At 63.5% G+C, this 24,402-nt stretch carries 20 protein-coding genes; 14 read left to right on the top strand and 6 right to left on the bottom strand.

The features are described 5' to 3' along the window. The 6 genes from P1T08_14510 to P1T08_14535 form a co-directional block, all read left to right on the top strand. Positions 1-541, top strand: a 541-nt coding sequence (locus tag P1T08_14510) for a DUF559 domain-containing protein (GenBank protein ID MDF1597287.1), incomplete at its 5' end; no start/stop codon positions are given. 186 nt (positions 542-727) lie between these two features. After that, positions 728-1,384, top strand: coding sequence for a 50S ribosomal protein L25 (locus P1T08_14515; protein MDF1597288.1), 657 nt, complete (start codon positions 728-730; stop codon positions 1,382-1,384). Positions 1,385-1,406: 22 nt separating this feature from the next. Continuing rightward, positions 1,407-1,979: an aminoacyl-tRNA hydrolase gene (gene pth, locus P1T08_14520; protein ID MDF1597289.1), complete on the top strand. Its 573-nt coding sequence runs from the start codon at positions 1,407-1,409 to the stop codon at positions 1,977-1,979. Next, on the top strand, positions 1,976-3,139 hold the full coding sequence (locus tag P1T08_14525; protein MDF1597290.1) for a hypothetical protein: 1,164 nt from the start codon (positions 1,976-1,978) through the stop codon (positions 3,137-3,139). Before pth ends, P1T08_14525 begins: the two co-directional genes overlap by 4 nt. Before the next feature lie 29 nt (positions 3,140-3,168). Further along, positions 3,169-4,665, top strand: coding sequence for a glycerol kinase GlpK (gene glpK, locus P1T08_14530; GenBank protein MDF1597291.1), 1,497 nt, complete (start codon positions 3,169-3,171; stop codon positions 4,663-4,665). A 112-nt stretch (positions 4,666-4,777) separates the two neighbouring features. Beyond that, positions 4,778-6,133, top strand: a complete 1,356-nt coding sequence (locus P1T08_14535) for a HAMP domain-containing sensor histidine kinase (protein MDF1597292.1) — start codon at positions 4,778-4,780, stop codon at positions 6,131-6,133. A 73-nt stretch (positions 6,134-6,206) separates the two neighbouring features. Here the strand turns inward: P1T08_14535 and P1T08_14540 are convergent, their stop codons facing one another. Then, complete coding sequence (locus P1T08_14540) at positions 6,207-7,283, bottom strand: hypothetical protein (protein ID MDF1597293.1); 1,077 nt, start codon at positions 7,281-7,283, stop codon at positions 6,207-6,209. Positions 7,284-7,292: 9 nt separating this feature from the next. Between P1T08_14540 and P1T08_14545 the strand changes: the two genes are divergently transcribed. From P1T08_14545 to P1T08_14570, 6 genes are all read left to right on the top strand, one after another. After that, entirely contained in the window at positions 7,293-8,030 is a 738-nt protein-coding gene (locus tag P1T08_14545) for a tandem-95 repeat protein (protein ID MDF1597294.1), read from the top strand. Positions 8,031-8,268: 238 nt separating this feature from the next. Next, entirely contained in the window at positions 8,269-8,835 is a 567-nt protein-coding gene (gene pgsA / locus P1T08_14550; protein ID MDF1597295.1) for a CDP-diacylglycerol--glycerol-3-phosphate 3-phosphatidyltransferase, read from the top strand. Further along, a complete protein-coding gene (locus P1T08_14555) occupies positions 8,832-9,806 on the top strand; it encodes an SDR family NAD(P)-dependent oxidoreductase (GenBank protein ID MDF1597296.1) in 975 nt (324 codons plus the stop codon). Before pgsA ends, P1T08_14555 begins: the two co-directional genes overlap by 4 nt. Next, positions 9,803-10,213: a PaaI family thioesterase gene (locus P1T08_14560; protein ID MDF1597297.1), complete on the top strand. Its 411-nt coding sequence runs from the start codon at positions 9,803-9,805 to the stop codon at positions 10,211-10,213. Before P1T08_14555 ends, P1T08_14560 begins: the two co-directional genes overlap by 4 nt. A gap of 39 nt (positions 10,214-10,252) precedes the next feature. Further along, positions 10,253-11,005, top strand: coding sequence for a MerR family transcriptional regulator (locus P1T08_14565; protein MDF1597298.1), 753 nt, complete (start codon positions 10,253-10,255; stop codon positions 11,003-11,005). Between the two features lie 81 nt (positions 11,006-11,086). Then, positions 11,087-12,319 (top strand): hemolysin family protein, encoded by a 1,233-nt coding sequence (locus P1T08_14570; protein ID MDF1597299.1) that lies wholly within the window; start codon positions 11,087-11,089, stop codon positions 12,317-12,319. Between the two features lie 40 nt (positions 12,320-12,359). On the opposite strand, the gene P1T08_14575 is transcribed toward P1T08_14570, so the two are convergent. The 4 genes from P1T08_14575 to P1T08_14590 are packed head-to-tail and all read right to left on the bottom strand — an operon-like array spanning position 12,360 to position 18,296. After that, positions 12,360-14,126, bottom strand: a complete 1,767-nt coding sequence (locus P1T08_14575) for an ABC transporter ATP-binding protein (GenBank protein MDF1597300.1) — start codon at positions 14,124-14,126, stop codon at positions 12,360-12,362. Then, on the bottom strand, positions 14,123-15,958 hold the full coding sequence (locus P1T08_14580; protein ID MDF1597301.1) for an ABC transporter ATP-binding protein: 1,836 nt from the start codon (positions 15,956-15,958) through the stop codon (positions 14,123-14,125). The genes P1T08_14575 and P1T08_14580 overlap by 4 nt, the downstream gene beginning before the upstream one ends. A gap of 43 nt (positions 15,959-16,001) precedes the next feature. After that, a complete protein-coding gene (locus tag P1T08_14585) occupies positions 16,002-17,738 on the bottom strand; it encodes a HAMP domain-containing sensor histidine kinase (protein ID MDF1597302.1) in 1,737 nt (578 codons plus the stop codon). A gap of 48 nt (positions 17,739-17,786) precedes the next feature. Next, entirely contained in the window at positions 17,787-18,296 is a 510-nt protein-coding gene (locus tag P1T08_14590) for a DinB family protein (GenBank protein MDF1597303.1), read from the bottom strand. An 83-nt stretch (positions 18,297-18,379) separates the two neighbouring features. Here P1T08_14590 and mfd point away from each other — a divergent pair, with 83 nt between their 5' ends. Together mfd and P1T08_14600 are read left to right on the top strand one after the other, a co-directional pair. Next, a complete protein-coding gene (gene mfd / locus P1T08_14595) occupies positions 18,380-21,751 on the top strand; it encodes a transcription-repair coupling factor (GenBank protein ID MDF1597304.1) in 3,372 nt (1,123 codons plus the stop codon). A 55-nt stretch (positions 21,752-21,806) separates the two neighbouring features. Beyond that, complete coding sequence (locus P1T08_14600) at positions 21,807-22,709, top strand: DMT family transporter (GenBank protein MDF1597305.1); 903 nt, start codon at positions 21,807-21,809, stop codon at positions 22,707-22,709. 74 nt (positions 22,710-22,783) lie between these two features. Here the strand turns inward: P1T08_14600 and P1T08_14605 are convergent, their stop codons facing one another. After that, complete coding sequence (locus tag P1T08_14605; protein MDF1597306.1) at positions 22,784-24,238, bottom strand: DUF4173 domain-containing protein; 1,455 nt, start codon at positions 24,236-24,238, stop codon at positions 22,784-22,786. Positions 24,239-24,402: the final 164 nt, after the last annotated feature.

Here is a 24,402-nt window from a genome sequence, read left to right on the forward strand (position 1 = left end):
CTCCAGTGTGACCGAAAACGACCTCGAACGCGAGCACCCCCGACCCACAACCACCAACTTTTTCGGCAGCCACCTAGCCATTGGAGCCTTCAACCAGACACTGCGAGATGGTCTTGCGACACTCAATGAGTTCGAGATCCTCCTGGCCGACATCGGCCGGCAGGGCCGCGCCGGCGTCGGTTTGCTTCGCGATCTGGTGGAAGACCGTGCGAAATGGGCGGGCGAGAACGAGAGCGCCCTGGAGGACGAGTTCAGGCGAATCGTTGACCGGGCTCTTCTGCCGGTGCCGACTCCGCAGTTCGAGATCAGGGACGAACGCGGGTTGTTTCTGGGTCGCGCCGACTTCGCCTATCCCGAGCGGCGCCTTGTGATCGAACTCGATGGATATCGATATCACAGCGATCCGGATGCGTTTGTTCGCGATCGGAGTCGTCAGAATCGCCTTCTGATGGCGGGGTACCGCGTCCTCCGCTACACCGCGCAGGACCTGCGTCAATACCCGGAACGGGTGATAGCCGATCTCGTCAGGTCTCTGAACTGACGATTCTCAGCAATACTGCGTATTGCTACGCGCCATTGCATTGCGGAGAAACCACCCAACCCTTTCTCGGCAATGCTGTGTATCGCTACGCGCCATTGCATTGCGGAGAAACTTCAGGCGCGCTTTGCCTCTGGCGGTTGTCGCAGGCATAATGGCACGTCCCCCTTTTCCCCAAGGAGTCACCTCATGGAACTCACCCTGCGCGCCGAGACCGGTCGCCCGACGGGTAGCCGACCTGCGCGCCGGATGCGCGGCGAAGGCCTCGTACCTGCCACCGTCTACGGACGCGACGGCGAACCGATTTCCGTCGCGGTGAATGCCCGGGAGCTCTACTCGATCCTCCACACCGAGGCCGGTATGAATGCGCTGATCACCCTCGACATCGAGGGCGGCGCCAACCTCCTGACGATGGCGAAAGAAATCCAGCGCCACCCGTTCCGGCCCGACTATTACCACGTTGACTTCCTCGCTATCTCTCTGACCGAGAAGGTCAACGCCGACGTTCTGATCCACTTCGAGGGAGAGCCCGTGGGCGTTCGGGAGGGCGGTGCCATCATCGAAACGCTCCGCAACTCGGTTGAAATTGAAGCCCTGCCACAGGAGATCCCTTCCTTCATCTCCCTCGATATCAGCGATCTCGATGTCGGCGACACGGCCAAGGTCTCCGACCTTCCGGCACTGCCCGGCGTCGACTATCTCGACGATCCCGATGCCCCGGTCGTCACCGTCGTCATTCCTGCCGCCGTCGTTGCCGAAGAAGAGGAAGAGGAAGGCATCGAAGAAGGGGCGGAAGGTGAAGAGGGTGCTGAGGCTGCTGAGGCTGAGGAGAGCAGCGACGAGTAGTCGAGCCCCCCAGGCGCCACCGGTGGTGGTTGTCGGGCTCCGCAATCCGGGTCGGAAGTACGAAGGCACGCGCCACAATGTGGGTGCTGAGGTCGTCGACATCCTCTCCGAGCGCTGGCACGCTCCATTCAAGAACGGCCCCTCCCGGGTCAGTGCCGAGGTCTCCAGCCACCAGGCCGGCGGTCGGCGTGTGGTCCTGGTCAAGCCGTTCACCTTCATGAATGAGTCGGGGCCGGTCGTCGTGGCAGCGCTCCGCTACTTCAAGGGAGAGATCGGCGAACTCCTGGTCGTTCACGATGACATCGACCTGACATTCGCCCGACTCCGTCTTCACGCCGGACGTGGAACGGGTGGTCACAACGGGATCAGGTCGGTCGTGGACTCAACGGCGTCGAAGGAGTTCTGGCGGCTCAAGGTCGGCGTCGGCCGCCCACCCGGCCGGATGGATCCCGCCGACTTCGTACTCCACCCATTTACGAAGTCCGAACGCGAAGAGGTCGACATCCTGGTTCGGGACTCCGCCGATGTGGTCGAACGATTCCTGGTCGATTCTGAGTCCGCGGTCGAGATGGCCGCGCGGCGGCAAGCCCCATGAGGGGTCGATTGCTGCTGGTGGCCATCGCCCTGATCAGCCTTTCCAACGTCGCCGCCATCTGCTTCGGGTCCGGAGCATGGAAAGTGTTCACCCATGCCGACGGGTTCATCGTGATCGACTCGACGGGATCGCTGTTTGGCACTACCGATGATGGCGACACCTGGGAGCCGGTGCGCAGCCTTCCTCGGGAGCGAACGAAGTACGCGGATGAAGTGTGTCTCGATTCCGGCGAGTGCTTTCGAATCCGATCCGATCGGCTCGGAATCGAAGTAAGTGAGGATGAATCCTGGACCACCTCCTGGGAGTACCCATCTGGTCGGGTCAGCTATCTGGCCAGGCAGCTTCCCGGCGTGTGCGGAGACGGCCACGCTGATCTGAACCTGGCCGGGATGGCACCAACCTATGAAGGCAGTCGGTGGCAGCTCGTCGTGGCGGCCGGGCCGGACGGAGTCATGGGACTCGACGCGGCCGGCAACTGGGTTCGGGACGTATACACGCAACCCGCCCGGGACGACGCCGGTCTCGCGGATGTCTACCTCGTCCCGGAGTTGCTGGCGACCGCCTTGGCTCTGGTTGGCATCGCGGTTGTGTTCGGCTTTCACGATCGATCTGAGGTCGCCCGCGCCACGTTTTCGGCATTCGTCGGATGGTCCGGCACGGTGGCGGTGTGGCACTTCGCCCAGGGGCTCGGGCTTCGTTCCGTCTTCTTCCTCTTCCTCGTTGCTCTGCTTCCTTTGATCGGATTGGTGATCTGGTGCAGCGGTCGATATTGCGACCTCGCCGAAGTCGTGGTGGGTGGCTTCTTCGGCGTAGGAGTCGCCATCGGTGGCGCCGCGGTCGAGATGTCCCACCGCGACTTCAGTTTCGGCATCGTGCTGGCCGTGATCGGCCTGATCGTGCTTGGCTCGGGTGGAATTGCCGCCAGGGACCAGATCGGGAAGTGGCCGCTGGCACTTCTCGATTGGCTCGTGCTGGTCACGATCCTCGTCGTCGGGGCCTTGATGGCGCTCGCCGTGTACCCGCTCTGGGTGTGGGGTTGGATCGGGCCGCGAACGCTGGCGGACGCGCTGGCCCTGGCGATCGCTCTCGCCTCCGTTTGGGCGGCTCGCGGCCTCTGGATCCGGCGCGGCAACCTGGAGAAGGCGCGGCCTGCATCGTGATGGCGCTCCCGAGCCGATAGCCTTGGGCCATGGCTGACTACATAGGCGCATTGGATTCCGGCACCACCAGCACTCGCTTCATGGTGTTCGATCACGACGGCAACGTCGTGGCGATCGACCAGAAGGAGCACCGTCAGATCTATCCACAACCCGGTTGGGTAGAGCACGACCCCCTCGAGATCCGGGATCGGATGTTCGAGGTGATCGACACCGGTCTGTCCAAAGCAGGATTGACCAAGACGGACCTGGCTTCCGTCGGTATCACGAATCAGCGAGAGACGGTCGTGGTCTGGGATCGCACCACCGGGCGACCGCTCCACAACGCCGTCGTCTGGCAGGACACCCGGACTGCCGATCTCGTTGCCGATCTTGGGGGCGAAGAGGGCCAGGGCCGATTCCGCGTCAAGACCGGACTGCCGTTGGCGACTTACTTCGCCGGACCAAAGCTCACCTGGCTATTGGACAACGTCGAAGGTCTTCGCTCGCTGGACGAGTCGGGCGACGCCCTGTTCGGGACAGTCGATTCCTGGGTGTTGTGGAATCTCACCGGCGGGATCAATGGGGGATTGCACCTGACAGATGTCACGAATGCCAGCCGGACCATGCTGATGAGCCTCGAAACCCTTCGGTGGGACGACGAACTGCTCGAGGCGATGCGGATTCCGCGTTCAATGCTGCCCGAGATTCGACCTTCGGTCGGGACCTTCGGAACGGCGGTGGGAACCCTCGAAGGTGTGCCGGTGGGAGGGATCCTCGGTGATCAGCAGGCCGCCCTCTTCGGCCAGACCTGTTTTCGGCCGGGCGACGCCAAGAACACCTACGGCACGGGATGTTTCATGCTGCTCAACACAGGCACGACACCCGTCCGTTCGGCCAATGGGTTGCTCACAACCGTCGCCTACCAGATCGGCGATCAACCGGCCGTTTTTGCCCTCGAGGGATCGATCGCGATCGCCGGGGCGCTGGTGCAATGGCTACGCGACAGTTTGGGAATCATCGAGAACTCAGGGGATGTGGAGGCCCTGGCTCTCAGTGTCGACGACAACGGCGGCGTCTACTTCGTTCCGGCGTTCAGCGGCCTGTTTGCTCCGTACTGGAGGAGCGATGCCAGAGGTGTGATTGCGGGGCTGACCCGATTCGCAACGAAAGCACATCTGGCCCGCGCCGCACTCGAAGCAACGGCATTTCAGACCCTCGAGGTGCTCGATGCGATGCGCGCTGACAGCGGAGTCGAGTTGAACAGCCTCAAGGTCGATGGCGGCATGACTGGCAACGACTTGTTGATGCAGTTCCAGGCCGACCTCGTCGACGTGCCGGTGGTTCGCCCGGTCGTCGCCGAGACCACCGCACTCGGCGCCGCCTACGCGGCCGGTCTGGCAGCCGGGTTTTGGGCCAACCTCGACGACCTGAAGGCGAATTGGGGCGTTGGGAGATCGTGGCAACCCTCGATGGACGGCGACCGCCGAATGGCCCTGGTCGGCGCATGGCGGAAGGCTGTTCAACGTTCCTTCGACTGGGTCGACTGACCACCGGACCCATTCACGCAATGTGAGATTCTGGTCACCAGGAGTGACTAGTCCGTACGGGTGATTTCTGAATGGTCCTCCCGATCGGCCCATGTGATGCCGATTTAACCGTATGAGGGATCTGTATCGCGGACGACGGAGCACGTTGGGCATTGCTGCCCTTGTCGTTGCGCTTCTCGCCGCCTTCGCCTTCCTCATGTCCCGATCCGTCGGCGCCTCTGCCGTTGCCGAGCGATCCCTCACGCTCGACGCGGTGGACCAGGCGCTGGCACATGCGGAGGTAGCTCACGTGCTGGTCGGAGATGCCCTGCTGCTGGCGGTCGACGTGACCGCAGGGATTGCAGATGCTGATTCGGCTGCGGTCGCCCTCGACGCCGCCAGGCAGCGACTCGGATCCCTCGAAGCTGCCGCCATCGGCCTAGGCGCAGACGAAAGGTCGGCCGTTGGTCGCTTCACCGGGGCGGCTTTCGCAATGCTCGATACCCTCGATTCCGGTAACCTGGCCGGAGCCAAGGCGGCCGCCACAGCCGAAGTGACAGGCGCCCACGATACGGCCATGAGCGCGCTTGCGGACAGACGGGCCGTCGAACTCGACGCCATCGCTGCGGTTGGCGATCAGGCAGGCGCGGTGGCAACCGCCGCTGCGTTCCTCGTTGCACTTGGGATTCCACTGGCCTTGCTGGGGGGGTACCGGATGCTCGCTCGCCGCCAGCTTCGGAAGTCGGCAGCCGATGCATGGCAAGCCGCAGGTGAAGATGCGTTCCGCGCCAAGGACGAGTTCCTGTCCCATGTATCTCACGAACTCCGCACTCCGCTGACGGGCATATCCGGTTTCGCCCATGTGCTCGAGGAAGGGTCGCTTTTCGACCCGGTTACCGGTCTAGAACTGGTCAATCTGATCATCGGTCAGGCGGCTGAGTTGAGCCGGATGGTTGACGATCTCCTCGTCGCTTCCCGGCTCGATTCGAACTCCCTATCCATCGAGATCGAAGCTCTTGATCTGTCTTCAGAGATCAGTGCCGTCATTCCCGCCTTCGAGCGCTACGGGTCCAGCATCCCGGTGTATTGCCCGAACCTCCGGGTGCTCGCCGACCCACTCCGGCTTCGGCACCTGCTGCGGAGCCTGCTCGCCAATGCCACCAATCACGGTGAGCCGCCTTTGCATGTTCGCGTCACCCCCGCCGGCGAAACCGTCGAGATAGCGGTCATCGACAACGGAAACGGTGTCTCTCCTGAGATGGAGCCGAAGCTGTTCGAGCGTTTCGTGCACAAAGGGGATCAGCCACTGCTCGTTGGAAGCGTCGGGCTCGGACTGGCAGTCGCTCGTGATCTGGCCAGGAGGATGGGCGGCGACATCAGATACGAGCGCGGCGAGGACACCCGGTTCGTGCTCGAGCTCCTGAAGGCGCCCGACCTCACCGCCCTACAACCGGATGACGAGGCCCTCACGGGAGGCAGAAGTGGTTAGGCCCGGCCGCATTTGGATTGCCACCGCCATGGTTCTGGTAGCGACCATCGGGTCGGCGCTTCCTGCGCTGGCGTCACCCACTTCGCTCACGCTGTCTGCGAGTGTCGTTGACTCGCCCTGGGACGACGGGATCGGGTCGTTCGCGGTATTCGTCACCAACGCCGATACGACTGCTATCTCTGGTTTCGATGTGGCTATAACGATCCCCGGCAGTCTGACGGTCGTGACCGCCGGCGGGCACGGTTGGGATTGTGGCGTACCGGCACGATCGGTCGACTGCCGTTTCGGCTCTGAGGATCTCGAGACCGGAAGCACCGCAGTCCTCGAGGTTGCTGTGGCGGCAGACGTTTCCGGTTCTCAGCACGCCACGGTGACGATTCACCTCTCCCATGGCCACAGCCAGGCGAATATGAACCTGAAACTCGATCCGGTTGATCCGGTTGGCCCGGTTGATCCGGTTGGCCCGGTTGATCCGGTTGGCCCGGTTGATCCGGTTGGCCCGGTTGATCCGGTTGATCCGGTTGATCCGGTTGATCCGGTTGGCCCGGTTGATCCGGTTGATCCGGTTGATCCGGTTGGCCCGGTTGATCCGGTTGATCCGGTTGGCCCGGTTGATCCGGTTGGCCCGGTTGGCCCGGTTGGCCCGGTTGGCCCGGTTGGCCCGGTTGGCCCGGTTGGCCCGGTTGATCCGGTTGATCCGGTTGATCCGGTTGGCCCGGTTGATCCGGTTGATCCGGTTGATCCGTTTGGCCCGGTTGACCAAGCAGGATCTGGTTCGTCCGGTGACCTCGATGACCCGACCGGCCCACCCGGGCCGGCAGAAACGATCGAACCGCCGACCCCGACTGGAGCCACACCTGCCGACCCGGCCGACCCCGGTGGGCCCGGTGTGCCTGCGGTACCGGCCGATCCTGCTACGCCCACCCATCCGGCCGGCCCGGAACCCGCAGGGCCAACGCAACCTGCCGACGCCGGCGACCTGCCCGACCCACCAGATCAGGCCGAACCATCCGCGGCGCCCAACCCGCCGCCGGAACCGCCGCCACCCGTCGGCTCCGATCCGACTCCAGCCGGGTCCCAGGTAGCTGAAGCTCCTGAGCCCCCTCCACCTGTTTCCGCCGGTCTGGTGGACGATGCTGCAAGCGTCCAAGAAGATGCTTTGGTCACGATCGAGGTTCTCGACAACGACATCAACGTGGTACCCGGCACCCTGGAACTGAACTCACGCCCGGAACACGGCACTGTCTTGCTCACCGTCGATGGGTTCTTCGTATATGAGCCCTTCCCCAACTATGCGGGCAAGGATGACTTCACATACTCGGCAGCCGGCCCCGATGGGGGTATCAGCCTGGCGTCCGTCGAGGTATCGGTTCTGTCGGTCAATGACGCACCGATTGTGAGCGATGCAGAGGTTTCCATCACAGAGGACGGCTCTTTTGTCATCGATCTGCGGCGGTTGGTGGCCGACGCCGACGGCGATGCGCTCGTTCTGGCCTGGGTGACGGACGGCGTGTCCGGAAGTACCACAGACCTCGGCGACGGTCGGGTTCGCTACCGGCCCGACCCTGATTACTTCGGCGCCGACTCGTTCAGCTTCGAGTGGTGCGACCCGTCGGGTTCCTGCGCGGTAGGCACCATTTCGGTGACGGTCGGCCCCGCCAATGATGTGGTGCTGGCCGCTCCCACAATCGCCGGTACCGGATCCATGATCTGGTTCATGCCCGAGTCCACGACCGGGGCTGGTACCGCCTTGGTGACAGGGGTAGTGACCCGGGTCGTAGGTGCTGCAGCCGTCCCCGCAGCCGTCCTTGCACTAGTACTGGCCGGCTCGCTGGGCGTGGGAATCGAGCCGGGTTTCGGCGCCATGATCGAACGCCTGCTGGCCCGGCGCAGCTAGCGATTCAGCGGCTCGTCGCAGGTGCTTTCTGAGCTGCACCGCCTCCATTTCACCGTACTTCGAGATCGAGGGACCGCATCCCACAAGCGTTGCCAACGTGGCTGGAGTCGGAGTGGCCCGTTCGTGTCGGTTGGATTGTCGACGATACGAGCCACCAAGCAGCACAATTTGGGTCCGCGATGACATTGCTACGACTCGAACCCGGGTACAGGGCAAAGGGCGCGGTAAGATCGAAGGGTTGAAGGAGGATGACCCGATTTCCCTGCCCGACCTGTTGGCCCTTGCGCGAATCGTGATGACCCCGATCATCATGGCGCTCGTGACGTCGAGTGGTGAGCACGCGTTCGGCGTGGCCGCAGGCTTGTTCCTGGCAGCGGCGGCAACGGACTTCTTCGATGGATACCTGGCCAGGCGCTGGGATATCACAACGGTTCTCGGGGGTTTCCTCGATTCGACTGCCGACAAGCTCCTCGTTTCGGGGAGTCTCATCGCACTGGTTTCGATCGATCGCGCCTCGATATGGCCTGTGCTGATCATCATCATGCGCGAGTTCGCCGTGATGGCCTTACGAAGTATCACGGCGATGGAGGGTCACATCGTCACGCCGTCGATTTGGGGCAAGATCAAAGCGAATGTTCAGTTTGGCGCCATTTTCTTCGCCATGATGAGATTCGCGGCACCGTGGGGTCCTTTGTTCTTCGATGAGTGGCTCATGTGGCTGGCGGCCGGAGTGGCCGTTGCCTCCGGATGGCAGTACGCGTCGGGTTTCTGGCATATCGTTCGAAAGGTCGATGCGGAGGCGTGACGATCTTCATCACCGGCGGATCTGGCATCATCGGTCGGGCTCTGGTTCGGCGGCTTGTTTCGGAAGGGAACACGGTTCGAGCGCTGGCCCGCTCCTCCGAAGCCGCATCCACGCTCCGTCTGCTGGGAGCAGCACCCGTTGAAGGCGATCTGACAGACGTTCCGGCTCTCATTGAAGGCATGCGCGGGTCTCTGGCCGTTTTCCACGTGGCAGGCGTCAACGCGATGTGCTTGACCGACCCGACACCCATGTACAAGGCAAACGTGGATGGGACCAGAAACGTTGTCCGCGCCGCCAACGCCGCCGGGATTCCCCGTCTCGTGTACACCTCATCGGCGGTCGTTCTGGGTGAGGAGCAGGGTGAAGCCGCCAACGAGCGCAGCATGCATCGCGGCTTCGTGTTGTCGCACTACGAACGATCGAAGGCTCTTGCGGAGCAGGTGGCTTTCTCAGAAGCCGGCGCCGTTGAGGTTGTTGCAGTCAATCCGTCGTCCGTGCAAGGGCCTGGTCGCGCCACCGGCACCGGAAAGCTGATCCTCGACGTACTCAATGGTGATCTTCGAGTCCTGGTAGATGCGACGGTGAGCATCGTTGATATCGATGATTGTGTGGAAGGGCATGTGCTGGCGCTGCGTCGAGGGGTGGCAGGGGAGCGGTACATTCTGAGCGGATTCACGATGAGCACCCGGGCGGCTGTGTCGTTGCTCGAGCGCGTGACCGATCGCAGCTTCTCCCTTCGGTTTGTGCCTGCCGCGGCGGCATCGATCGGAGGAGGTATCGCCCAGATCGGCTCTCGATTGCGCCGGCGGCAAGCTCCCCTTTGTCGCGAGATGGTCCGGGTTCTACGGCACGGACACATCTACGACGGCTCGAGGGCAACGAGAGAACTCGGACTCGAATACCGGTCGGCCGTCGACACCCTGCGCCGCACAACCGAGTGGTTTCGATCAGAGGGTCTGCTGCGCGGATGACTCCAAGCCGCGATGACATCAATCGGTTCCTGGTCGAGCAGTTCCCGGCGGCCTCCGGTGTCGAATGCGTGGAGGTGGGCGAACGCCACGCGATTGCCCGCTGGGCGTACGACCCGTCGACCCTGCGCCCGGGAGGGTTGATCTCGGGCCCGACACAGTTCGCGCTTGCAGACACCGCGCTGTACTTTGCGGTTTTCGGCGCGATCGGTCTCGAGCCCATGGTCGTGACTAGCGACCTGTCTATCCGGTTTCTCCGCCCGGCGGTGGGCGGAGATCTCTTCGCCAGGGCCGATCTGCTACACATCGGGCAAGCGAGGATCTACGGCGTTGTGGACTTGTGGGTAGGTGACGATGCCGAACTCAGGGTCTCGCACGCCACCGGGACCTACGCCCGCTCCGGCAAATGACTTGACCCTCACGTTACGTGAGGGTCTATCGTGGAGGCCGTGACCTACACGGTGAGCGCAGTCGCGAAGGCCACGGGGATTACGGTGCGAACGCTGCACCACTACGACGAGATCGGCGTCCTGCATCCGTCCGGGCGGAGCCCATCGGGATATCGGATGTATGACGATGCCGACCTCGAACGTCTCCAGGAGATCTTGTTCTTCCGCGCCCTTGGTTTCGGTCTCAACGATGTGCGCCGGTCGCTCGCCGATCCCGATCGTCGCGAAACGTTGCTTCGGCAGCGACAACTCATGGTGGATCAGGCAGCCCGGTTCCACCAGATGGTGGACACAATCGATAGGGCGCTCGAGGCAATCGATGAAGGGACAACGATGAGTAAGGAAGATTTGTTTGAGGTGTTTGGAGATTTCGATCCGGATGAACACGCTGAGGAAGCCCGGGAGCGCTGGGGCGGGACCGACGCATACCAGGAGTCGCAACGAAGGACCAAGTCGTACGGCAAGGAGCAGTGGAAGGAAGCGCTGGCGGAGGGCAATACGATCGCCGAGGAACTCGCCGCCCTCATGGTCGGTGGCGATGCTGCCACGGGCGCGGCCGCCATGGATCTGGCGGAGCGACACCGTCAGCACATTACCCGGTGGTTCTATCCATGCCCGTCTGAGATGCATGTCGGCCTGGGCGAGATGTACACCACCGACGCCCGCTTCACTGCCTATTGGGACAAGTACCGTTCGGGGTTGGCCGTCTTCGTTCGCGATGCGTTCCGGGCCAACGCAGAGCGCGGCCGCTAACCGGCAGTCGTTGGCGGCGTTGGTCTGGATAACCGTCGTGTGCTCCGCTCGTACGGACGAATGTCGTGGTTGACTGGGGCCATGGAAGGTAACGGTTGGCTCATCGGCTTGCTCGTGGTGGCGTTCGTGCTGGCGGCCTTTGTGGCGGCAGGCGAAACCGCCCTGCTCCGCATGTCTCCGGTGCGGGCCGCCTCCCTCGCCTCCGGAGGTGACCGGCGTGCGCGTCGAATCGTGGCGCTCCTCGACGATTTGCCGCGCGTCTTGAATGCGGTCCTGCTCACGGCACTACTCAGTCAGATCGGGGCGGCGACGGTCACAGGAATCCTTGCCCAACGATGGTTCGGGAATCTCGGCGTGACGGTCGCTTCGATCGTGCTCACCATCTTGCTGTTCGTGTATGCAGAGGCGATTCCGAAGACCTTCGCCGTTCGGCACGCCGATCGTGTGGCATTGATGCTGGCGTCTCCGCTTGCATGGCTGGAAGTCCTCTTCCGACCGCTGTTACGGGCGCTGGTTTGGTTCGCCGATATCCAGATGCCCGGCAAAGGTGTAACGACGTCGCCAACTGTTACCGAGGATGAGCTCCGGCGATTGGCTTCCCGGGCCGCCCGGGAGGGGGAGATCACTCCCGAGGATCAGGTGCTCATCGAGCGAGCATTCAGGCTCGGTGACCGGCGCGTCGACGACATCATGGTTCCGCGCGCAGACATCGTCTCCGTCCCCGCCGATGCGACAGTCGACGTCGCACTCGCCATCGCTCTCGAAGCCGGACATCGCCGGATTCCGGTCTACGCAGGGTCACCCGAGAACATCACCGGCATCGTGGGTCTGCGCGACCTCCTGAGGCTTTCCGAGACAAGGCGCGACCTCCTCCAGGTCTCCGCATTGGCCACCGACCCGCTGGTCGTTCCCGACTCGAAGCGGGTTCTGGACCTGCTGCGGGAGATGCAGGCCAGCCGGATGCATCTGGCGGTGGTCGTCGATGAGTACGGAGGCACTGCCGGGCTCCTCACCATTGAAGACATCGCTGAGGAACTGCTCGGATCGATGAGCGAGGAACCCGATCGGGTGATCACGGTCGGAGATGGAGGGTGGTCTGTCGATGCCGCGCTTCCCGTTGAGGATCTCGCTGATCTCATTGGACAGAGCCTTCCGGATGGCGAGTGGAACACTGTTGCCGGCCTCGTCTACGCGCTGTGCGGCCGGGTTCCTGAAGTCGGTGACGAAGTCCTGGTTGCCGGACACACCCTCAAGGTAGCGAGCAAGCGGCGCCGTCGGATCACGCGAATCGAAGTGACCCGCTCCGGGGGTTGAGGCGCTCTGCGTAGGCCGACCAACGCTCGAGCACCGATCCCTACCTCTGGATTTGTCCCCCGGCGCTCATCGTCCCGGTCGCCCAATCGGCGTGCAATGAGGCGTACACGCCGCCGGCGGCGAGAAGATCCTGGTGCCGGCCCCGCTCCACCAGTAGACCCCGGTCGAATACCAGCACCTCGTCGGCTGCTTCTGCGGTGGCGAGACGGTGGGCAATGGTGATCGCCGTTCTTCCCTGGGTGAGACGCTCCATCGCCCGGCGTAGCTGAACGTCGAGCACCGGATCGACGGCCGACGTCGCTTCGTCGAGCACGAGAACGTCCGGCACGGAGATCCAGGCCCGCACCAGCGCCACGAGTTGCCGCTCACCGGCCGAGAGGTCGCTGCCCCGTTCGCCGACTGATGAGCCCAGGCCGTCCGGGAGGCGGTCGAGCCAACCGTCGAGCCCAAGCTCGACGAAGGCCGTGCGCAGCTCGCGGTCCGTTGCGTCCGGTTTCCCGTACCGGATGTTGTCCGCCACTGTTCCTTCGAACAGGAAGCCCTCCTGAGGTACGAACGCCACCCGGTGGCGGAGCGAGGCGAACGAGATGCGATTGAGTGCAACTCCTCCGATTGCTATGGATCCGGAGGTCGGCTCGAGCAGGCGCACGGCCAGCTTGGCGAAGGTCGTCTTCCCCGATCCTGTCTCGCCGACGATGGCCACACGCGCCCCCGCCTGGACCCTCGCGCTCAGCGCCCGGAGCACTTCGGGGCCCTCACCGTATCGAAATGAAACGTCGGTGAAGCGCACGTCGAGCGCTCCGGGCGGTAGCGCCAGCCCATCAACGGGATCGGGGATCTCCACCTCCGAGTGGATCTCACCGAGGATCCGTCGCATTCCCGATGCGGCCGATTGGGCGGTCTCCAGTACCTCGACCATCATTTGCACCGGTTCGGTCAGGAGGTTGACCAGGAACAGGAATGCCAGCAGGCGACCGGGTGTCGTCTCGAACGCCAGGCCGGCTGCCACAACTGCGGCCATCAAGATGCCTGCGAACAGTTCGGCCGAACTGAACAGGATGTTGCCGAACCGCATCGTCTTGTACTCAGACTGGAATCGATCCTCGAGCACCTCGGCCACTCTGTCCTGTGTGGCTCGCTCGACTCCATAGGCGCGGACCACGGGAATGGCCGAGATCGCTTCGGACAGGACTGCCAGGCTGTTGGCGACCCGCCGCCGGACCCGGTCGTAGCTGCGCTGGAGAACGCGCTGGAACCAGATCATGAGCACCGCGTAGAGAAGGATCCCGATCGTCACGAGAAGCGCTATTCGCCACTCGTAAACGTACATCGCTCCCAGCGCCAGGAAGACCTGTGATCCGGAGGTGAGCAACCCGACCCCTCCCCAATCCATGAAGCCTTGGAGGGTTGCGATGTCGGTGGTGACCCTCGAGACGAGGGACCCACGGCGCTCGGCGTCGACGTGGAGGACCGAGCGTTTCATGAGGTGAGCGAAGGTCAACTGGCGGAGGTCGGAGAGGCCGGTAGAGGAGGCCTTCACCAGTCGGACCAGGGCGGCGCGCCCCACCCAGGTTCCGAGCACGAGGGCGGCGGCCGCCATTGCCACTCGGGCTCCCACGCTGCTGAGGTTGATCTCAATGGGAGTCAGCAGTTCGTCGTCGATGATCTGTTGCAGGGCGATCGGGACGATGATCTGAATGGCCGTTCCGGCCGCCGCCATCAGCACGGTCAACCCGAGCCCGCGCCGCAAAACGGGCGCTTCCTTTAGGGCCTGTCGCAGAACCCTGAGGGTTCGTTCGTCCTTCACGATCCGCGTCTTTCGTCGGTCGATATTGGCCGGCGGTCATCGGTAGCCACGCGTCGAGCGTCCTCCTCGTAGGCTCTGACCAGGGCGGCATATCCGGGAGACCTGCTGAGGAGTTGCTCGTGGGTTCCGTGGTCTGAGACCGTCTTCTCGTCGACAAACATGACCTCATCGGCGAGGCGAATCGTGGCCGGGCGATACGCGACCATGACAATCGTGGAAGGCAGGTCGGCTGTCTTCAGCGAGCGCAGGATTTCGGCCTCCACCGAAGGGTCGACGGCCGAAGTAGCGTCGTCGAGGATCATGAGTCGAGGCTGCCTGATCAACGCACGGGCCAGAGCAATGCGCTGCCGCTGCCCGCCGGAGAGCGAGGTGCCGCGCTCGCCGAGGCGGGTCGCATAGCCGTTCGGCAACTCGGAGACGAACAGGTCGGCTCCGGCCAGGCGGGAGGCTGCAGTCACTTCGTCGTCGGTGAAACTTTCACCGAGTGTGATGTTGCCGGTGACGGTGTCGTCGAAGAGAAACGCCTCTTGCGACACATAGGCCACCTCGCGCGGCAGTTCCGACCGGGCGAATGAACGTAGATCCCGTTCGTCGATATGGATAGCCCCGTCGGCCGGGTCCCATAGTCTCGCCAGGAGCAGTGCAAGTGTTGACTTGCCGGAACCGGTCGGCCCGACGACGGCCAGCGTCGTGCCGGCGGCCAGGTCCATCTCGACGCCGACCAGTACTGGTTCTTCCGGCCGGTATTCGAAATTGACGCCGCGCCCGTCGACAGAGGCCGCCCGGCCGGGTTCCTGAGCAGAGTTGGCCCCGTAGCCCATGAATTGGTCGGCTTCGAAGACGCGCTGAACGCGTTGCCAGCCGGCGATGCTGGCAGATAGGTCGAAGAGAACGAATCCGATCAGCTGGACGGGAAAGGCGAGCAGCGAGAGCAAGTAGGTGACGGTGACGAGGTCGCCTGCCGTGATCGCTCCAGCACGGATGCGGGCCGCGCCTGCGTAGATGAGCACCAGAATCAGTGCGGGAGGAAGCGCTCTGATGAGTGCTTGATACGACACCCATCGGGTGTTCACGTCGATGATGCCGTCGCGCACACCGTCGGAAGTGACGCCGAACCGATCCGACACCTTCGCTTCGCGGCCGAGTGATTTGATCGTCAGCGCCCCATCGAAGGTTTCGTGGGCGAGTGACCACAAACGTCCGCGCTGTTCCTGGACTTCTTCCCAGAGGGGATAGACGGTCCAGGCGCCTTTGACGTCGACCGCCACGATGACGACCAGGCCGACCAGCGACCAGAAGCCGAGCCACAGGTCGATCGAGGCGACCATCGCCACAGAACCGAACAGGAGCAGCATCACACCGGTCGCGTAGGGGAGCGGCGCCAGCACGCCGGTTCCGCGGTCGGTATCCGAATCGGCCACTGCCAGCAGGTCGCCGATCGACTGCTGTGAGAACCAGGCGAGTTCGAGGTCCAGTTGGTGATCCAGCAGACGGTTGCGGACGTCCTGGCGGGTCCGGAACTGCAGCCAGCCGGCAGCTGTGCGCCTCAGAACGATTCCGGATGCTTTCCAGAGTGAAACGCCGACGAGGGCTGCGACGGCCAACCACACCTTCGCCCGGAAATCTGCGCCCTTGGTGAGGACCGGGATGATCACCTGATCGGTCAGCCATCCCACCACCTGAGCGGAGGCGACGATGGCTGCCGCATACAGGGCGGCGCCGAACACCGCCAGGCCGAAAGCCCATGGATGCGTCCTCACGAAGCGCGCAATGAGCCGCAGGCCGTCGCGCAGCACGCTCCAGGGCGATGGAAGGATCGTCGGATTGGCCATGAATGGGAAAGCCTAGGACGAGGTTGCCGAGGGCGAATCCGGATTATCCGGCAATAGACGATGCCCGCCTGTTCAGCTGGGTCGGGGAGGCGCCCACGACCCGGCCGGGAAGCTCAATGAAGAAGCATGCCCCACCAAGGCGTTCTGATCGGCGGTACCCGACCGAACCCCCGTACGCTTGCGCGATCATCTTCACGATGGCCAGCCCGATGCCTGATCCCGGCGTTGTTGCGTCGAGTCGGCGCGACCCGCGCTCGAAGCGGTCCCAAATGACGTACTCATACTTCGTCGGTACGCCGGCACCGGTGTCGTGAACCTCGATGTGGAGAGTATCGTGTTCGGCACGTGCGACGACGAGGCACATGCCCCCGCCGTAGCGGACCGCGTTGCCGACCAGGTTCTCGATGATTTGCTGGAGTCTGTCTCGATCGACGAGGGCTCGAAGATTCACGTCCACCTCGGCGGAGATGATGGTGCGCGGCTCGTGACCGTCGGAGATGGTGTGCGTCGTCAGATCGATCAACTCCCCAACGTCGGCCATGCTGTCGTGGAGTTGGAGACCGGCAACACTGTCCCGGGCCAGCGCCACGAGATCGGAGACGATCCTGGCCACATGGCGTGTTTGCTCGTATGCGATGCTCAAGAGTTCGGTTTGTTCGTCTTCGTCGGTCGTCTCCGACCGGACGAGGTCGAGGAAGCCGACCACGGCGGTCAGAGGAGTACGAAGCTCATGCGAAATCGACGACACCAGCGCCCGGCGCTCCTGTTCGACGAGACTCCGGTTCTCCCGGATGGCTGCAGTCTGACGAATGACCACGAGGCCGATGACCGTCAGGACCGAATAGGCAAGGAGGCGGCTATCCGCATCGAACCCCCCGGTTTCGAGACTGATGAGCAGGACGACCGAGAGTGCGATGACCAGCGCGTAGGGGATCACAGACGTCCACCATTGAGGCTGTTGGTCGGCGTACTCACGGGCTTTCGGGCGAACGGGCACCATGATGGCCGCGCCCAGATAGGCGACCGTCGGGATGATGTGTAGGAGGTAGTTCGGCTGCGACTCCTCGAACGTACTGCCGAGTCCGGTGAAGAGGAAAGCCAAATCAGCCGCCGACTGAAAGGCGATGCCGACTGCGAGGAGCAACAACCTGGCATCGAAGCGCATGTTCGAGCGGCTCATGAACAGGGTTGCGACGGCAATGAGCGCCGCCACATCGAGTATCGGATACGCCGATCCAACGGCGCCTTCCCATCCGTCGGTGCCTGCCAGATTGCTCAGCATGTCGAAGAGGAACGTCACCCAGAAGATCGACGTCAAGGCGATGGCGCCGATCAGACCGTCGACGAGGAGTCGCGCCCGTTGCAGGCCACCTCCGGAGGCTTGCGGGAGTAGTGCAACGGCGGCCAACACGAGCACATAGGAGGTGACAAAGGCCAGATCGACTGCGCTGAAGGCCGGAACAGGGGGTGCAACGACACTCCATCCGATCGTCGCCAGAACACCAATTGAGCCCAACCCCAGGCCGGACCCGATCAGCTGCCAGGCGGCCCTCTCTCGGCGAGATGGGATCGCTCGAGCGTTCCGAAGGAAGACGACAGATGCAGCGCCAAAGCCGAGCGCTACGCCGGAGGCACCTGCTCCGTCTGCCCAATCCCCTTCGAACATGGAAGCCGCGCCCAAAGCGACGAGCGCAAGGAAGACCCAACGAGTCTCCGATACGCTGATGCGGGCGAGGTGATGCCGCACGCTCGGTCTCGTCCCTGGTGTGGCGGACTGCATTCCGCAATTGTCGGCGATTGTGCCCTCACACCTGAGGGATTCGCGCGATCAAGAGGGGGGTGGAACCTCGACAAGCCGGCCGTCTCTCTCGGCGAAGTCCCAGACGTCGATAGCCGGAGGCTCAACGCCGAGGGTCGTCAGTGCGGTGCAAACCTGGCTGCGATGATCGGTCCCGTGATGCAAGGCCTGGGCGAGCCGGATGCTCATCGGAGCGTGACCCTCGGACCCGTCGTCACGGTGCCTGACCACGACGGAATCCGGGTCGAGGTCCTGGGCAAGGAGCGACACCCACGCGGCTGCGTTGGCTTCCATCGCCCCGCGAAGCTCCGGAAGCTCCAGCTGCCCATCGTCGATCATGGCGACCCGCCCGCCGGTCAGGGCATACAGGTAGGCGCAATCGGCGCCGACGAGATGACGGATCGTGTCGATGATCGAGCCGAAGGTCCCCGGAACTGCGGTCCCGAGTTGATTGGAGCTGAGGGGGAGACACGAATCGATCAAGCGCAGCGTCGCCCAACCGTGGTGCGCAAAGGCGTCGCCGAGTAATGAATTGCTCATCCCGGAACCCTAGTGGTCTGTGGATTGAAGCGACTGTCCTCCCGTTTCGGCGTTTCGAGAGTCAACTAGCATGATCGATTCCGATGCCTGCTCCACTTGCTCCCCTCGTCGATCGGTGGCGTGCCGACCTTCTGCCGAAATCAAGTGGTCGTCTGGTCGTCGCTCCGGGAGCGCGCGCGTATCTAGCGGCCGGTATGGCAGCAAAGGCGGACGGTCCGCTGCTGGTCATCGTTCCGGGCGAGCGGGAGGCTGAGGATCTCGTCGACGACCTCGAATTGTTCACAGACCAAGGTGTGTTGTTGCCGGCCTGGGAGACGCTGCCGTTCGAACATGTTTCACCCAATGTGACGACTATGGCGGCCAGAGCCCGGGCGAGGAATCTGCTGGCCGTTGGTGAGCCGGGTACGGTCGTCGTTGCGTCGGTGCGGGGGATTACCCAGCGGGTAAGTCCCTCGCCGGTGCGTCCGTTGATCGCGGCGGCGGGGAAGGAGGCCGGTTTTGACCTCCTCATCCAACGCCTGGCTGAATATGGATACCACCGCACAGATCGCGTGGAGAGCCGCGGGGAATTCGGTGTGCGCGGTGGGATCATCGATGTCTTCCCCGCCCAGGGGGGCGATCCGGTCCGGTTGGAGTTCTGGGGAGACGAGGTGGAGTCGGCCCGGTCTTTCTCGATCAGCACACAACGGTCGACCGATGTTGCGAAAGGGCTGATCGCCTATCCGGCCAGGGAACTTCGGCCCGATGCGGCCTCGAGGGAGGCGGCCCGTCTTCTGGTTCATCAGGAGCCGTGGGCGGCTGCCACCTGGGAGCGGCTGAGCGAAGGCCACTTGTTCGCGGGAATGGAATCATGGCTTCCGTGGATTACTCCTGAAGCGACCGCTTTGACCCAACTTCCCGTCGGCGCGCCGGTGATTGTGTTCGATCCGGTCCGCGCCGCCGACCGAAGCCGCGATCTCCTCGAGGAAGAGGCAGAAATGGCGGCCGCACTGGCTCCGACGTGGGGCCATGGAGCACCCTCGGCAGGTGAGCATCCGGCGTTGTATCTCGACCTGAGCGAAGGCCTCGCCGGACGTGACGTGCTCGAGGCGCCTTCGCTGGCGGCGAGTCCGACGGACAACGTGCTCGAAATGCGCGGGCTCGATGCCACCCCGGGAGACGCCGAATCGGTAGCCATCGCCATCAACCGATGGATTGCAGCCGGGATCAGCGTGGTGATCGCAATGGACGGTGAAGCGGCGGCGGATCGCGTTGCCCGGTTGCTTGGCGAAGCAGGTCTGGACTTGACCAGGAGATCGCAGCTCGAGCGGATCGAAACCGCTGCCATTGGAGTTGGCATCCACCACGGTTTCATGCTGCCCGGGTTGAAGGTGGCGGTGCTCGGTGAGCACTCGATTGCGGGCCGCCGGCGCGCTCATCGACGGGTGGCGCCACGCCGGGAAGAAACCGATGGGGCCCGGTACCGCGATCTGTCCGAAGGCGACTACGTCGTGCACTTCCGGCACGGCATCGGACGATTCGAGGGGCTGGCCACTCGCTCTATTGCCGGCATCGAGCGCGATTACCTCGTCGTCGCATACGCGGCAGAAGACAAGCTCTACGTACCGACCGACCAACTGGCGGCCGTGAAGAAATACACAGGTGGTGAGACGCCACGCCTCTCCCGGATGGGCGGCTCGGACTGGTCGAAGACCAAAGGCCGTATCCGCAAGGCGGTGGCGGCGGTCGCCGAACAGGTCGTGGCCCTGCACCGGGCACGGGCGCTCGCCACAGGTCACGGATATGCGCCGGACACACCCTGGCAGCGCGAGATGGAGGCGTCGTTCCCTTTTGAGGAAACCACCGATCAGCTCAGCGCCATCAACGACGTCAAGGTCGACATGGAAGACGATGGGCCGATGGACCGCCTCATCTTCGGGGACGTCGGCTTCGGCAAGACCGAGGTCGGTATCCGGGCCGCCTTCAAGGCGGTCATGGACGGCAGGCAGGTGGCGATCCTGTGCCCGACGACACTCCTCGCTCAACAACACTTCCAGGTGTTCTCCGAACGCTTCAATCCGTATCCGACCAGGGTGGAGATGCTCAGTCGATTTCTCACCGCCCGCCAGCAGCGTGACGTGGTCGCCAAGCTGGCCACCGGCGAGGTGGACGTCGTGATCGCTACCCACCGACTGCTCTCGCAGGACATCCAGTTCAAGAACCTCGGACTGCTGATCATCGACGAGGAGCAACGATTCGGGGTGAAGGCGAAAGACCAGATCAAACGGTTTCGGGTTGGAGTCGACGTGCTGACCCTCACCGCCACCCCGATTCCCCGCACTTTGGAGATGGCCCTCACGGGAATCAGGGATGTGAGTCATATTCGGACTGCGCCCGAGGATCGGCACCCGATTCTCACCTATGTCGGACCGTTCGATGAGCAGGCGGTCTCGGCGGCCATTCGCCGCGAGATGTTGCGAGAGGGCCAGGTCTTTTACGTTCACAACCGGGTGCAGTCGATCGACCGGGCAGTCGCCCGACTCCAGCAACTCGTGCCGAACGCCCGCTGTGCAGTCGCTCACGGTCAGATGTCGGAAGGACGGCTGGAGCAGGTGATGCTCGACTTCTGGAATGGCAACTTCGACGTTCTGGTCGCCACGACGATCATCGAGTCCGGTCTCGACCTGCCCCAGGTCAACACACTCATCGTCGAACGGGCCGACTTGCTCGGCCTTGCTCAGTTGTATCAACTGCGTGGACGGGTTGGTCGTTCCAGTCAGCGCGCCTACGCCTATCTGTTTCATCCCCAAGAGCAATCACTGTCGGAAGACGCCTACCGGCGCCTCGAAGCGATCGGCGAGCACTCCGACCTCGGCAGCGGCTTCCACCTCGCCCTTCGCGACCTCGAGATCAGGGGAGCAGGATCCATGCTCGGAGAGGTGCAGTCGGGCCACATCAGCGCGGTCGGGTTCGACCTGTACACCCAATTGGTGGCCGAGGCGGTGGGGGAGTTGGAGGGGAAGCCTGTCGACAAGGCCGGCGAGTCGGAGATCAGGATCGATCTCCCGGTCAATGCCCACCTACCGGACGACTACATCGAGGACCAGCTGGCTCGCATCGAGGCGTACCGGCGGTTGGCGGCGGCCAAGACCTATGCCGATGTCGACGACGTGACCGCCGAGTGGGTGGATCGCTACGGGCCGCTTCCGGATTCCGCCACCGCGTTGATCGAAATCGCCAGGCTACGGTCGGAGGCGGTGCGAGTTGGCTTGACGGAGATCGTGAAGCTGCGTCGGGAGGTACGTCTCGGACAGGTCGATCTGTCGACCAGCCAGGAGGTCAGGTTGCAGCGGATCGCTCCGAAGTCGGTCCTCAGGGCGGACGAAGGGCTGCTGTTTCTTCCCGCTCCTGCGGACAACGCGATCGTTGCCGATCTCGTGGCCTTCATGAGGAAGATGTGGCCGATCGAGGACTGATGTCGGTCACCGCCTGTGCCGGACTGCCACGGTGACGGCTGGCTACCCTTCCCCGGTGAAGCGTCTTCCCGCCTCCGTTCTGTTGAGTGCTGCCGCCGCTTTCTGGGGCGGAAACTTCATCGTCGGCCGCGCCGTCTCATCGTCGTTGCCTCCCCTCACTCTCAGTTTCTACCGGTGGCTCATCGCGCTGATCGTCCTTCTTCCACTGGCGGGCAAAGAGGTCTGGGCCAAACGGAGTCAGATCCGAGACAACGCCGGTTGGTTTGCACTCGTCACCGTCACGGGCACGGTTTTGTTCCATGTGCTTGTGTACGTCGGTCTCGGTACCACGACTGCCATCAATGCCACGCTCCTCGTCGCCACATCACCGGTGATCATCCCTGTGGTGGCGGTCATTGTGCATCGTGACCGGATCACCGGAATGCAGGGTGCCGGCATTGCCACTTCGATCGTGGGGGTCTTGATCATTTTGACCAGGGCCGACCTCGATGTGCTGGCGTCGTTCGCGTTCTCGTCCGGGGATCTGTTGATCCTGGCGGCGGTGGTGGCATGGGCCGTGTACTCGGTGGTCCTCCGAGATCGCCGTGACGACCTGAGCCCGCTGGGGTTTGTGCTTGCCATCACCGTGCTCGGGATACCGATTTTGTTCGTGTTGTACCTGAGCGAACTGGCGGGGCAGGGTGGCTTTGACCTGACGCTGGGGCATATTCTGACCATCGTCTACGTCGGTCTCTTTGCGTCCGTGCTGGCCTACCTGGCCTGGAACAAGGGAGTTGAACTGATCGGCGCTGTGCGCGCCGGGCCGTATATGAGCCTGATGCCGGTCTTTGCCGCGTTGCTGGCAGTGATTTTCCCGGGTGAGTTTTTGGAGCTCTTTCACGTAGTGGGGACTGGCGTCATCGCGCTGGGTCTCATCCTCAGCGGCCGCCGGCCCGTTGCGAGGCTGCCGGCCGGGTAGCGAACATCCATCCTTCTGGCGTCGGAAAGCGCGCTTTTTTGTCGCGTCTCTGACGCCAGAACAGTGAGGAGCGCTCAGCTGCCGGTGCGCGCCGCCAGGTCGTCAAGGGTCAACGACCGCCAGTCGCTCTCACCCCTTGGCTGCGCCAGCCGGCCTTGCAGCAGGGCACGATCGATCGGGTCCGGCACAGAAGCGACCCGAGCCTCCAATGTCGGAACTGCCCCCGGTCCGAGGTCGACGAGGTAGCCGACGTCGAGATCGTTCCCCGCCACAGAACGGTCGAGGTTCACGTTTGCGATCAGCGCGGCCGGATGGGCCAGGTTGAGGCCGACCGTCAGGACGAAGGCTGAAGCGACCGTCCCGATCACGAAGCGTCCTCTTTTCCCTCTCAACACGGTGAAGGCAAGCCAGATCAACACGAAGCCCACCCAGATGAGGAACGTGGTGGTGTAGACGCGTAGCTGGGAAAGGCCGAACTCGTCGACGTACAAGAGCATGCGACGCACGGCCGCCGTTCCGATCGCCAGCGTAAGCGCGATCAGCATTTGCGAAGCAGCCACGATTGGACGGCGGCGGGTGAGGTGCCTGGACGCCCAGTCGGCGAGCAGGATCACACCAACGATCAAGGCGGCCACCGCTACGAGTTCGAAGAACCCTCTGCGGGCGTACTCGGCATAGGTGAGCCGGGTTCTTGCCACGGTGTCCGCTCCGCCGAACAAGTAGGCGAACTGGATCGCAACGAAAACGGAGAACATCACATTCATCGTCAAGAGAGGCATCAGAACGACGGGCGCCTGCAACTTCATCTCGACCGCAGTTGCTGCTCTCGGTAGTCGTGGCTGGCGAAACCGGGCGATGGCGCCGAGGGCCAACCAGGCAACTACGGCGGCGGAGAGCAGGCGACCGGCTAGTTCCGCCAGCTCCCCGGTCCATTGGAATAGCCGCTCGGCCCACCCCTCGAACACCGCATCTGCGGAGACGAGCAAGCCGCCGAATACCAACACCAGAACGGCCGAGAGCCCGAGGCCGATGATGATCGACCCTCCCCGGTGCCGTACTGCACGGGTGGTGTCACCGGCTTCCGGCAATCCGGCCTTCAGGTAGCGCGGCGCTTCAACGAGCGGGCCCAGCGTGTTGACCGTCAACTCTTCGAGAAGCGTTGAAACGGTCCACCGATGCAACCCGGGTCGCCGTCGCAACCCCATCGCGATCGAGACCAGCGAGACGAAAGCCACGACGTTGAGTGCCACAAGCGCGGGCAACTCGCGCACCGCCAACAAGGCGGCCGGGACGGCGGCAGCTCCCAGGAGCAAGAGGGTTTGTCGATCGGCCTGCCGGCTCACCATCCAGATCAGGGAGCCGACGAATGACAGGAAGAGAAGCGACCAGCCGAGCCCGGGTCCCACGTCATGCACAAGAGTTGCGTAGACGACCCCGGTTATCCCGGCAATACCGATAGCCCGATGGATGAGCGGATCAGGCGGCGTCGTTGAATGGTCCGCCCGCGCGGCAACAGGAGGTTCGAGCATGTGGATCAAACGGTCCAGCAATCCCAGCAGTTCCCGTCGCCTCCCGCCATCCGCTTGATGGGGCCGCCCCGAAGGACGACCCCATCAAACCTAGTGGTCTGTCGCGGATTCAGTGATCTGGTTGAGGGCGGCTCGTCCTCGTTTGACTTTGGCAATGATTTCTT

This window comes from Acidimicrobiia bacterium, assembly GCA_029210695.1.
In the GTDB taxonomy this organism is placed as follows: Bacteria; Actinomycetota; Acidimicrobiia; order Spongiisociales; family JAHEDJ01; genus JAHEDJ01.